The organism is Streptomyces sp. NPDC026575, from assembly GCF_055567415.1.
In genome coordinates this window covers 300589-311901 of record NZ_JBVHQM010000004.1, presented here as the reverse complement: position 1 = coordinate 311901, position 11313 = coordinate 300589, and the positions used below count along the sequence as shown (strand labels likewise).

Sequence of the window (11313 nt, the reverse complement as noted above, 5' to 3'; positions counted from 1 at the left end):
CCCGCCGCTCGCGGGAGTGCCCGGAGCCGGACTTGAACCGGCACGGCCCGTAGGCCAGCGAGGTTTAAGCTCGCCGTGTCTGCATTCCACCATCCGGGCCTGGGATCCCCCATGCCACCTCAAAGAGGGCAGCACGAGCGTAGCCCGCAGTGCACGACGCGGATCGGCCACTCATCCCGAGGTTGTCTTATTTTATTGGCAACTGAGGGCGCATCAGCGCTGGTACTGGCCCTAGGCACATGCCTGAGGTCTGTCTTAGCCGGGAGCCGCCGCGGCGCAAATTCGTGCCCGAATTGACGTAAACTCGACGCCCCGTCAGGGCCGCTCTCACCCCTGCGGGTGTCCCCCCCTCGGACCGCCCTCGGCGCCGGGCCGGCGTCAGGGTTCGGTCTCCTCCCCAGGGATGACCGCATGGTCCGCGGATACGCCCCAGGGCTGGTCGAGGACGGGCACAGGGGTTGACGTCCACCCCCCTTCTCCTGACCCACGATGGAAACCGTCCGCTTGATGTCCGCGGTGTGCGCCCAACCGGCCGCCCGCGGAGCAGATGGTCCCCTCGTCCCGACAGGAGCTCCTTCCCGTGACCACCACCCACTCCGGCGTCTCCACCGCCAGCCGCGCCACCGCGGTGGCCGCCCGCGCCACGGATCTCACCAAGGTCTACGGACAGGGCGAGACCCAGGTGGTCGCCCTGGACGCGGTCTCCGTCGACTTCCGGCAGGCCCAGTTCACCGCGATCATGGGCCCCTCCGGGTCCGGCAAGTCGACCCTGATGCACTGCATGGCCGGGCTGGACTCGATCTCCGGCGGCTCGGCCAGGATCGGCGACATCGAGCTGACCGGCCTGAAGGACAAGAGGCTCACCCAGCTGCGGCGCGACAAGATCGGCTTCATCTTCCAGGCGTTCAACCTGCTGCCGACCCTGAGCGCCCTGGAGAACATCACCCTGCCCATGGACATCGCCGGCCGTAAGCCGGACCGCGCCTGGCTGGACCGCGTGGTGGAGACCGTCGGGCTGAGCGGCCGCCTCAAGCACCGCCCCAGCCAGCTCTCCGGCGGCCAGCAGCAGCGCGTCGCGGTCGCCCGCGCGCTCGCCTCCCGGCCCGAGATCATCTTCGCCGACGAGCCCACCGGAAACCTCGACTCGCGCTCCGGCGCCGAGGTGCTGGGCTTCCTGCGCAACTCCGTACGCGAACTGGGCCAGACCGTGGTGATGGTGACCCACGACCCGGTCGCCGCCTCCTACGCGGACCGCGTGATCTTCCTCGCCGACGGCCGGATCGTCGACGACATGCCCGACCCGACGGCGGACATGGTGCTCGAACGCATGAAGGGCTTCGACGCCAAGGGCCGTACGAGCTGACCGCCGGCAGCCATCCGCAACCCGGACCTCTCCTCCAGGACTGACCCACCCATGTTCCGTACCGCCCTGCGCAATGTGCTTGCGCACAAGGCCCGGCTGCTGATGACCGTCCTCGCCGTGATGCTCGGCGTGGCCTTCGTCTCCGGCACCCTGGTCTTCACCTCGACCATCTCCGACGCCTTCCAGGCCAGCTCCCAGAAGGGCTACGACAACGTCGACGTCGCCATCCAGCCGAAGTCCCCGGACAACGGCAGCGGCGCGCCCGGCGCGGTCCCCCACCTCGACCAGAAGCTGCTCCAGGCGGCCGGCCGGGTTCCCGGCGCCGCCTCCGCCACCGGCACCGTCTCCGGCTTCACCGCCATCGCCGACAAGAAGGGCGAGTTGATCGGCGACGGCTTCTCGACCCGCGGCGGCAACTACTTCCCCGGCGCCGACGGCAAGGACGCCCGCTACCCGATGCGCAGCGGCGCCGCCCCCAAGGGCGCGCACGAGTTCGCCCTGGACGCGCACACCGCCGACAAGGCCGGCTACAAGGTCGGCGACACCGTCCGGATCTCCGTCGACGGACCGGTCCGCGCGCAGAAGCTGACCGGCGTCTTCACCACCGACGACGGCACCGTCGCGGCCGGCGGCAGCCTCGCGCTGTTCGACACCCGCACCGCCCAGCAGCTGTTCGCCACGCCCGGCGCCTTCAGCGAGATCGACGTCAAGGCCGCGCCGGGCACCTCCCAGACGGCCCTGAAGTCCGCGGTCGACAAGGTGCTGCCCAAGGACGGCGCCGAGTCCACCACCGGCAAGCAGCTCGCCGACGAGCAGGCGAAGTTGATCGCCGAGAGCATGGACGGCATGAAGACCGGCCTGCTCGCCTTCGCCGGTATCGCGCTCTTCGTCGGCGTCTTCATCATCGCCAACACCTTCACCATGCTGGTCGCCCAGCGCACCAAGGAGCTGGCGCTGCTGCGCGCGGTCGGCGCGAGCCGCCGGCAGGTGACCCGCTCGGTGCTCATCGAGGCGTTCGTCGTCGGCACGGTCGCCGCGGTCACCGGCCTGGTCGCCGGCATCGGCATCGGCGCCGGGATGCGCGCCCTGATGAGCGCCACCGGCGCCACGGTCCCCGACGGCCCGCTGGTCGTCTCGCCCTCCACGGTCCTGATCTCGCTGCTGGTCGGCATCGTCGTCACCGTCCTGGCCGCCTGGCTGCCGGGCCGGCGCGCCGCGAAGATCCCGCCGGTCGCCGCGATGAACAGCGTGCATGCCACCGCCACCACCAAGTCGCTGGTGGTCCGCAACACCATCGGTGCGCTGTTCGCGGGCGCCGGTGCGGCCGGTGTCCTGGTGGCCACCGGCATGGACGACGGCAAGGCCGTGATGGCCGGCGGCGCGGCGCTGCTGCTGATCGGTGTGTTCATCCTGACGCCGCTGCTGTCCCGCCCGCTGATCGCGCTGGCCGCGCCCGTGCTGCGCGCCTTCGGGATCTCCGGCGCGCTCGCCCGGCAGAACGCGGTCCGCAACCCGCGCCGTACGGCCGCCACGGCCTCCGCGCTGATGATCGGGCTGACACTGATCACCGGCATGACGGTGATCGCGGGCAGCGTGCAGAAGGGCATCGACAAGATGGCCACCGAAGCGCTCAAGGCCGACTACGTCGTCTCCATGGCCAGCCAGACGCCGCTCTCCCCCGACGTGGCGAAGAAGATCGCCGGCGTCGACGGGGTCACCGCGTCCAGCCCGCTGCGCAACTCCCCGGCCCGGGTCGGCACCGACACCGAGTACCTGACCGGCGTCGACGGCCCGGACTTCGGCAAGCTCACCCGGCTCGACTTCGTCAAGGGCTCGCTGGGCGACCTGCGCGGCGACCGGGCCGTGGTGGACGACGCCACCGCCAAGGAGAAGGGCTGGCAGCCCGGCTCCCGTTTCCCGGTGACCTTCGCCGACGGCAAGAAGGGCACGCTGACGGTCTCCGGTGTCTACCAGGGCAACGAGATGCTCAACGGCATCATCCTGGACAACGCCACGCTGGCCCCGCACCAGAAGCAGATCACCGATATGAAGGTGATGGTCAAGACCAAGGACGGCGCCACCGACGCCGCCAAGGACTCGCTGGTCAAGGCGCTCGGCAAGAACCCGGCGATCTCCGTCCAGGACAAGCAGGACGTCTCCGACGGCATAGCCAAGATGTTCAACCTGATGCTGAACATGCTCTACGGGCTGCTGGCCATGGCCGTGATCGTCGCGGTGCTCGGGGTCATCAACACCCTGGCGATGTCGGTCTTCGAACGCTCGCAGGAGATCGGCATGCTGCGCGCCATCGGCCTGGACCGGCGCGGCATCAAGCGGATGGTCCGCCTGGAGTCGCTGGTGATCTCGCTGTTCGGCGGGGTGCTCGGCATCGGCCTGGGAGTGTTCTTCGGCTGGGCGGCCGGCGAGCTGATCGGCGGCTCGCTGCCGACGTACGAGCTGGTCCTGCCCTGGGCCCGGATCGGCGTCTTCCTCGCCCTGGCCGCACTCGTCGGCGTACTGGCCGCGCTGTGGCCGGCCCGCCGGGCGGCGAAGCTCAACATGCTCGCGGCGATCAAGGCGGAGTAACCGGCCGCCCCCGGCGTCGTCCGGCGCCGGGGCCCGTCCCGCCGCTGCTCCCCCAGTGCCTCAAGTGCGTGGGGGAGCAGCGGCGATGACGTTCACAGGCCCAGGGGGAGTCAGCCGAGCCCGGCGGCTCCCCACACCCGCGTCCGCAACGGCACCCCGGAGGCCCCGCCCTCCGGGGTCCGGACGGCCAGGACCTGGTTGACTCCTATCCGGTTGCGCTCGAAGGACAGGGCCGACGCGGCCATGTACAGCCGCCAGACCCGGGCCCGCCCCTCGGACGTCAGGCGCACCGCCTCGTCCCAGCGCGTCTCCAGGTTGGCGACCCAGCTGCGCAGCGTCCGCGCGTAGTGCTCCCGGATCGCCTCCACGTCCCGTACCTCGAAACCGGCCTCCTCCAGCTGGCCGACCGTCCGGCCGACCGGCGCCAGCTCCCCGTCCGGGAAGACATAGCGGTCGATGAACTCATCGACCTGGTAGGTCTCCTCGTCCGCCAGCGGACGCCGGGCGATCTGGTGGTTCAGCAGCCGCCCGCCGGGCCTGAGCAGGGAGTACAGCGCGCTCGCGTACTCGGCGTACTGGGCGCGCCCGACATGCTCGGCCATCCCGATGGAGGAGATCGCGTCGAACGGCTCGTCCTTGATCTCGCGGTAGTCCTGCACCCGGATCTCGATCCGGTCGGCGAGCCCGGCGTCGGCGATCCGCTTGCGGGCGAAGGTGGCCTGCTCCTCGGAGAGGGTGATGCCGACCGCCCGTACGCCGTACTCACGGGCCGCGTGCAGCACCATCGAGCCCCAGCCGCAGCCCACGTCCAGCAGCCGCTGGCCCTCCTGGAGGCCGAGCTTGCGGCAGATCAGGTCGAGCTTGTCGCGCTGGGCGTCCTCCAGGGTGGCGTCCGGGCCCTCCCAGTAGGCGCAGGAGTAGACCATGGACGGGCCGAGCACCAGCGCGTAGAAGTCGTTTCCGACGTCGTAGTGGTGGCTGATGGCTTCCTTGTCGCGGCGCAGGGTGTGCAGCGGACCGCGGCGGCGCCGGACCTCCTCGGCGGGCGGTGTGGGCGGTACCGGGGCGCCGGCCAGGGCGAGCAGCTCCCGGGCGGCGGAGCGGATCTCCGGCCGGGACAGCGCGCGCAGCACGGCGGCGCGCTGCGGCTTGGGGGCGTCGCCGCCGCGCTCCCAGATCATCCCGGCGAGCAGATCGAGCGCCTCGTAGAGGTCCCCGTCGACATCGATGTCGCCGGCGACCCAGGCACGGGCCAGGCCCAGCTCACCGGGCTTGAACAGCAGCCGGCGCAGTGCGCGGCGGTTGTGGATGACGAGTACGGGTGCCCCCGGCGGCCCGGACTCGCTGCCGTCCCAGGCGCGGACGCGCACCGGGAGCGGGTTTCCCAGCACCTCCTCGGCGAGCTTGGTGAGCCGTCCAGCGGCGTCGGCCATGTCGCACACCTCCGTGTTGACGAGTCGGGCAAAGAAGTTTCACCCACCACGTAAACGCCAATGGGGCGCCCAGATAGTCCCGTTCACACGCAAGAGAACCGCAAACCGCCCGGCTTTCGCCAGAGCGGACACGCCGAAGGGCGCCCGCCCCACGGATGGCGGACGCCCTTCGGGCTGGTCGGAGTACTCCCGTACCCGACCGGTGAATCAGCTTGCCTTGGCCTTCGGCTTGTCGCCGGCGCCGGCAGCGGCCGGCGCGGGGGCCGGCTTGGCCGCCTCGTAGAACTCCTCGCGGGGGTTCTCCATGGCGCCGAGCGAGACGACCTCGCGCTTGAGGAACATCGCCAGCGTCCAGTCGGCGAAGACCCGGATCTTGCGGTTGAACGTCGGCATCGCCATGCCGTGGTACGCGCGGTGCATGTACCAGGCGAGACGGCCCTTGAGCTTGATCTTCATCTTGCCCATGACGATCATCGCGACGCCCTTGTGCAGGCCCAGACCGGCGACCGCACCCTTGTTGGCGTGGCTGTACTCCTTCTGCGGGAAGCCCCGCATGCCGGAGACCACGTTGTCGCCGAGGACCTTGGCCTGCCGCAGCGCGTGCTGCGCGTTCGGCGGGCACCAGGCGTTCTCGTTGCCGTTCTTGCGGCCGACCAGGTCCGGGACCTGGGCGTTGTCGCCCGCGGCCCAGATGTAGTCGGTGCCCTGCACCTGGAGGGTGGCACCGGTGTCGACGTGACCGCGCGGGCCGAGCGGCAGACCGAAACGGGACAGCGCCGGGTTGGGCTTGACGCCCGCGGTCCACACGATGGTGTTGGAGTCGACTTCAAGGCCGTTGTTGAGCTTCACATGGCCGTCGACGCAGGAGTCCATGCCGGTCTTGAGGTAGATCTCGACGCCGCGGCTCTCCAGGTGGTCCTTGCCGTAGGCACCGAGCTTCGGGCCGACCTCGGGGAGGATCTTGTCGGCGACGTCGACCAGCAGGAAGCGCATGTCCTCGCGCTTGACGTTGGTGTAGTACTTCGCGGCGTCGCGGGCCATGTCCTCGACCTCGCCGACGGTCTCCGCGCCGGCGAACCCACCGCCGACGAAGACGAAGGTCAGGGCCTTGCGGCGGACCTCTTCGTCGGTCGTGGAGTCGGCCTTGTCCAGCTGCTCCAGAACGTGGTTGCGCAGGCCGATGGCCTCTTCCACGCCCTTCATGCCGATGCCGTTCTCGGCCAGGCCGGGGATCGGGAAGGTGCGGGAGACCGCGCCCATCGCGATGACCAGGTAGTCGAAGGGCAGCTCGTACGCCTCGCCCACCAGCGGGGCGATCGTGGCGACCTTGCGGTCCTGGTCGATGGTGGTGACCCGGCCGGTGAGGACCTCCGCCTTGGGAAGCACGCGTCGCAGCGGGACGACGACATGCCGCGGGGAGATGCTGCCGGCGGCGGCTTCGGGCAGGAAGGGCTGATAGGTCATGTACGACCGCGGGTCGACGACCGTGACGGTCGCCTCGCCGTAGCGCATCTTCTTGAGGATGCGCCGAGCTGCGTACAGGCCTACGTACCCACCGCCTACTACGAGGATCCTGGGACGCTCCGTGGTGCTCATGCATCGAGTATCCACCCCCACATGGGGGGTCGCTCGTGAGCCCCTTCACAAGCAACGAGGGGGCATCTGCTACACTCCGCCGGCTTCGTGACCGACGCCATAGTCCGGACCGGAACCACCGTAGGGCCCGAGGCGTTGGAGACCCCCGTTGATCAGGGCTTGTCGGGCCCCGGCCGGCCGAACCACTCCCGCCAGGAGTGCGCCGCTCACGCTCCGGTACCCACGCATCCTCCGGGTCGAAGGGTCTTAGGACCTTCGAATGAGGGTCGGACGAGCAGATTGTTCGCCCAACAGGAGGCTTTTTCATGTGAAGGATTTCACGAACTTTCTTCGCGGACCCCTCCACGGAACCCTCCCAAGCCCCCCGGAACGCCCTCGGACGGGCCTGCCGCCCGCTCAGAACGCCGGTCGGCAGAGGCCGTTGCCGACCCCTGCCGCACCTGTGCGGCGCCCCCGGCCGGCGACTCAGCCGGCGATGCTCCAGGCGATGCCGTCGAGGATGTCGTGCTCGCTGACCACGACCTCCTCGGCGCCCATCCGCTCCATGATCGACAGCAGTACGAGCGCGCCCGCACCGATCACATCGACCCGACCCGGATGCATGACGGGCAGGGCCGCCCGCTCGGCGTGGGTGGCCGACAGCAGCTGCTCGGTGATCTCGCGGACCTTCGCCAGCGAGATCCGCGCGTGGTGGATGGCCTCGGAGTCGTAGTGGTCCAGGCCCAGCGCGATACCGGCGACGGTGGTGACCGAACCGGCCAGGCCCACCAGCGTGGCGGCCTCGCTCAGCGGAACGGTCCGCTCCGCACGGTCCAGCGCCGCGGCGATGTCCGCCTTCATGGCGGTCATCTGCCCCGGGGCCGGCGGGTCGGTGATCTCGCCGCCGTGCAGCAGATGCCGCTCGGTCATCCGTACGCAGCCGACGTCGACGGAGCACGCGGCGCGGTAGGAACTGCGCGGCGAGGCGTCCTGGGAGTCGCCGAGGACGAACTCGGTCGAGCCGCCGCCGATGTCCACCACCAGGAAGGGCTTGGCCAGGTCCGGGCGGCCCGCCAGCTCCTTGGTGGCGCCGTTGAAGGAGAACTCCGCCTCCTGGTCACCGGTGATCACCTCGGGCTCCACGCCCAGGATGTCCACGACACCGCGGACGAAGTCCTCGCGGTTCTCCGCGTCCCGGGAGGCGGAGGTGGCCACGAAGCGGACCTGCTGCGCGCCCAGGCCGGCGATCACCGCGGCGTACTCCCGGCAGGCCGCGAAGGTCCGCTCCAGCGCCTCCGGCGCCAGCCGGCCGGTGCGGTCCACGCCCTGGCCCAGCCGGACGATCTGCATCCGGCGGTCGAGGTCCTTCAGCTCGCCGGTCTCCGGATCCGCGTCCGCGACCAGCAGCCGGATGGAGTTGGTACCGCAGTCGATGGCGGCGACCCGCTTCACCGGGACCCTCCCTTGTCGTCCTCGGCGCAGGGGCTCACGCACGGCCCCTTCTTCCACCACTCCGGCAGCATCGCGAGCGCCTCGTCCCCGAGCGGGTTGACGCCGGGACCGGCCGCCAGCGAGTGGCCGACGAGGACGTGCAGGCACTTGACCCGGTCGGGCATGCCGCCCGCGCTCGGGAAGCCCTGGAGCACCTCGATGGCGTCCCGCCGCCGGATGTAGTCCTCGTGGGCCGCGCGGTAGGCGGCGGCCAGCTCCGGGTCGGTCGCCAGCCGCTCGGACATCTCCTTCATCACGCCGTTGGCCTCCAGCGTGCCGATCGCGGAGGCCGCGCGCGGGCAGGTGAGGTAGTAGAGCGTGGGGAAGGGCGTGCCGTCCTCCAGGCGCGGCGCCGTCTCGACGACGTCCGGCTGGCCGCAGGGGCAGCGGTGCGCGATGGCGCGCAGCCCGCGGGGCGGGCGGCCGAGCTGCTCCTTGAAGGCCGCGATGTCCGCGGCGGTGGGCTCGGTGGGCTCGGTCTGGGGCGGAGGGGTTTCCATGTGCGCTTTCGGTGAGGTGGGTGGTGGGGCGGCGGTGCGGACCGCCTGGTGTCGACAGTACGGGCTGCCCCGCGCCGGCGGTACGGCCCGAGGCGTACCGGCGCAGCCCTACCGCTTGTCGGCCGCGTCGACGGCGCTCCACAGATTCTCGTACCAGGGGCGCCGCGCCGCCTGCGGTCCCCTCGGGGCGGCGGCGGAACCGGAGCCGTCCTGGACGAGGTAGCCGGTCTCCCCCGGCATGACGTAGTGCAGCTGCCGGCGGGCCTGCTGGCGTACGTACTCCGGGTCCTGCCACCGGGCCCGCTGCTCGCGCAGCCGGTCCAGCTCGGCACCGGCGTCCTGGGCCTTGCGGCGCTGTTCGGCGATGTCGGAGCGCTGGGAGATGTACTGCCTTATCGGGTACGCGAGGGCGACCACCAGGGAGCACATGACCAGCGCCAGCAGGGCGGCGCGGCCGGTGAGGCGGTTGCGGCGGGGCGGGCGGGCTCGGTAGACGCGGGCGGCGGCCTGCTCGCCGAGCGCCTTGAGTCGGGTCGCGGTCGAGAACCGGTCCGCGGGCACGTCGTCTCCCCTTCACTGACTGACGCCGGACTGCATCAAGCAGGTACGTCCCCGGCAACGGTACGGGACCGTCGCCGAGGACGTACGCAGGTGCTCGGCCGTAACGTCAGCCGATCAGCCGTGACTCAGTTCGCTGAGCGCGGCACCGATTCAGTTCGCTGAGCGCGGCACTGATTCAGTTCGCAGAGCGCTGCACTGATTCAGTTCGCAGAGCGCGGCACTGATTCAGTTCGCAGAGCGAAACCGCGGGAAGGCGGAGCGGCCGGCGTAGACCGCGGCGTCGTCGAGGATCTCCTCGATGCGCAGCAGCTGGTTGTACTTGGCGACGCGCTCGGAGCGGGCCGGGGCACCGGTCTTGATCTGGCCGCAGTTGGTGGCGACGGCCAGGTCGGCGATGGTGACGTCCTCGGTCTCACCGGAGCGGTGCGACATCATGCACTTGAAGCCGTTGCGCTGGGCCAGCTCCACGGCGTCCAGGGTCTCGGTCAGCGAGCCGATCTGGTTGACCTTCACCAGCAGCGCGTTGGCGGAGCCCTCCTCGATGCCGCGGGCGAGGCGCTCGGGGTTGGTGACGAACAGGTCGTCGCCGACCAGCTGGACCTTGGCGCCGAGCTTGTCGGTGATGACCTTCCAGCCGGCCCAGTCGTCCTCGAACAGCGGGTCCTCGATGGAGACCAGCGGGTAGGCCGCCACCAGCTCCTCGTAGTACTCGGTCATCTCGGCGGCCGAGCGGTCCTTGCCCTCGAACTGGTACTTGCCGTCCTTGTAGAACTCGGAGGCGGCGACGTCCAGCGCCAGCGCGATGTCCTGGCCGGGGGTGTAACCGGCTTCCTTGATGGCCTCAAGGATGAGGTCCAGGGCCTCGCGGTTGGAGCCCAGGTTCGGGGCGAAGCCGCCCTCGTCGCCGAGGCCGGTGGCCAGGCCCTTGGCCTTCAGGACCTTCTTGAGGGTGTGGTAGACCTCGGCGCCCCAGCGCAGCGCCTCGGAGAAGGACTCCGCGCCGATCGGCGCGATCATGAACTCCTGGATGTCCACGTTGGAGTCGGCGTGCGAGCCGCCGTTGAGGATGTTCATCATCGGCACGGGCAGCACGTGCGCGTTCGGGCCGCCGAGGTAGCGGAACAGCGGGAGGTCGCTGGCCTCGGAGGCGGCGTGCGCGACGGCGAGGGAGACGCCGAGGATGGCGTTGGCGCCGAGCGAGCCCTTGTTGTCGGTGGCGTCCAGGTCGAACATCGCCTGGTCGATCAGCCGCTGCTCGGTCGCGTCGTAGCCGACGAGCTCCGGGCCGATCTGCTCGATGACGGCCAGGACGGCCTTCTCGACGCCCTTGCCGAGGTAGCGGTTCGGGTCGCCGTCGCGGAGCTCGATGGCCTCGAAGGCGCCGGTCGAGGCGCCGGACGGCACGGCGGCACGGCCCGTGCTGCCGTCGTCGAGGCCGACCTCGACCTCGACCGTGGGATTACCTCGCGAGTCGAGAATTTCGCGGGCTACGACGACGTCGATGGACGGCACGTTGTCTCCTTCATGGGTGTCTGGAGTTCTGCAGCACGAGCCTAACGGCCCCGGCCGCGTCCGCTTGCCCTTGGCCCGCTCCGTGGGACGAAAAGATGCCCAAAGGCGCAGTTCACGGGATGTTTCGCCACATTGTTCGCTGAGCGGAGAAAAGTGCGGGACGCGGCTGGTCACGGCGGTGCGCGCCGCACCTCATGGAGAAGCCCCGCCGCGGCGCGCTGGGGGGAGTGGCGCGCCGGACGGGGCGGTCTCACGGAGGAACGGGGCCCGCGGCTTCGGCGGACGGGAGTCC

General features: G+C 70.5%; 8 protein-coding genes and 1 tRNA gene. 2 read left to right on the top strand and 7 right to left on the bottom strand.

The genetic code is table 11. The annotated features are described in order from the left end of the window. Nucleotides 1-17: 17 nt before the first annotated feature. Nucleotides 18-99, bottom strand: a tRNA-Leu gene (locus ACZ4NB_RS07555). A gap of 481 nt (nucleotides 100-580) precedes the next feature. Here ACZ4NB_RS07555 and ACZ4NB_RS07550 point away from each other — a divergent pair. Together ACZ4NB_RS07550 and ACZ4NB_RS07545 are read left to right on the top strand one after the other, a co-directional pair. Then, nucleotides 581-1363, top strand: a complete 783-nt coding sequence (locus ACZ4NB_RS07550) for an ABC transporter ATP-binding protein (protein ID WP_467659060.1) — start codon at nucleotides 581-583, stop codon at nucleotides 1361-1363. Nucleotides 1364-1414: 51 nt separating this feature from the next. After that, nucleotides 1415-3949: an ABC transporter permease gene (locus ACZ4NB_RS07545; protein ID WP_467659058.1), complete on the top strand. Its 2535-nt coding sequence runs from the start codon at nucleotides 1415-1417 to the stop codon at nucleotides 3947-3949. A gap of 110 nt (nucleotides 3950-4059) precedes the next feature. Here the strand turns inward: ACZ4NB_RS07545 and ACZ4NB_RS07540 are convergent, their stop codons facing one another. The 6 genes from ACZ4NB_RS07540 to eno all read right to left on the bottom strand — a co-directional run bounded on the left by ACZ4NB_RS07540 (nucleotide 4060) and on the right by eno (nucleotide 11021). Continuing rightward, on the bottom strand, nucleotides 4060-5382 hold the full coding sequence (locus ACZ4NB_RS07540) for a class I SAM-dependent methyltransferase (RefSeq protein ID WP_467659056.1): 1323 nt from the start codon (nucleotides 5380-5382) through the stop codon (nucleotides 4060-4062). 207 nt (nucleotides 5383-5589) lie between these two features. Further along, a complete protein-coding gene (locus ACZ4NB_RS07535) occupies nucleotides 5590-6978 on the bottom strand; it encodes an NAD(P)/FAD-dependent oxidoreductase (protein ID WP_393487821.1) in 1389 nt (462 codons plus the stop codon). A gap of 465 nt (nucleotides 6979-7443) precedes the next feature. Next, nucleotides 7444-8409 (bottom strand): Ppx/GppA phosphatase family protein, encoded by a 966-nt coding sequence (locus tag ACZ4NB_RS07530; RefSeq protein WP_467659055.1) that lies wholly within the window; start codon nucleotides 8407-8409, stop codon nucleotides 7444-7446. Continuing rightward, entirely contained in the window at nucleotides 8406-8948 is a 543-nt protein-coding gene (locus ACZ4NB_RS07525; protein ID WP_467659053.1) for a DUF501 domain-containing protein, read from the bottom strand. Before ACZ4NB_RS07525 ends, ACZ4NB_RS07530 begins: the two co-directional genes overlap by 4 nt. A gap of 108 nt (nucleotides 8949-9056) precedes the next feature. Continuing rightward, nucleotides 9057-9509: an FtsB family cell division protein gene (locus ACZ4NB_RS07520; protein ID WP_399149769.1), complete on the bottom strand. Its 453-nt coding sequence runs from the start codon at nucleotides 9507-9509 to the stop codon at nucleotides 9057-9059. A gap of 225 nt (nucleotides 9510-9734) precedes the next feature. Next, nucleotides 9735-11021, bottom strand: coding sequence for a phosphopyruvate hydratase (gene eno, locus ACZ4NB_RS07515; protein WP_467659051.1), 1287 nt, complete (start codon nucleotides 11019-11021; stop codon nucleotides 9735-9737). Nucleotides 11022-11313: the final 292 nt, after the last annotated feature.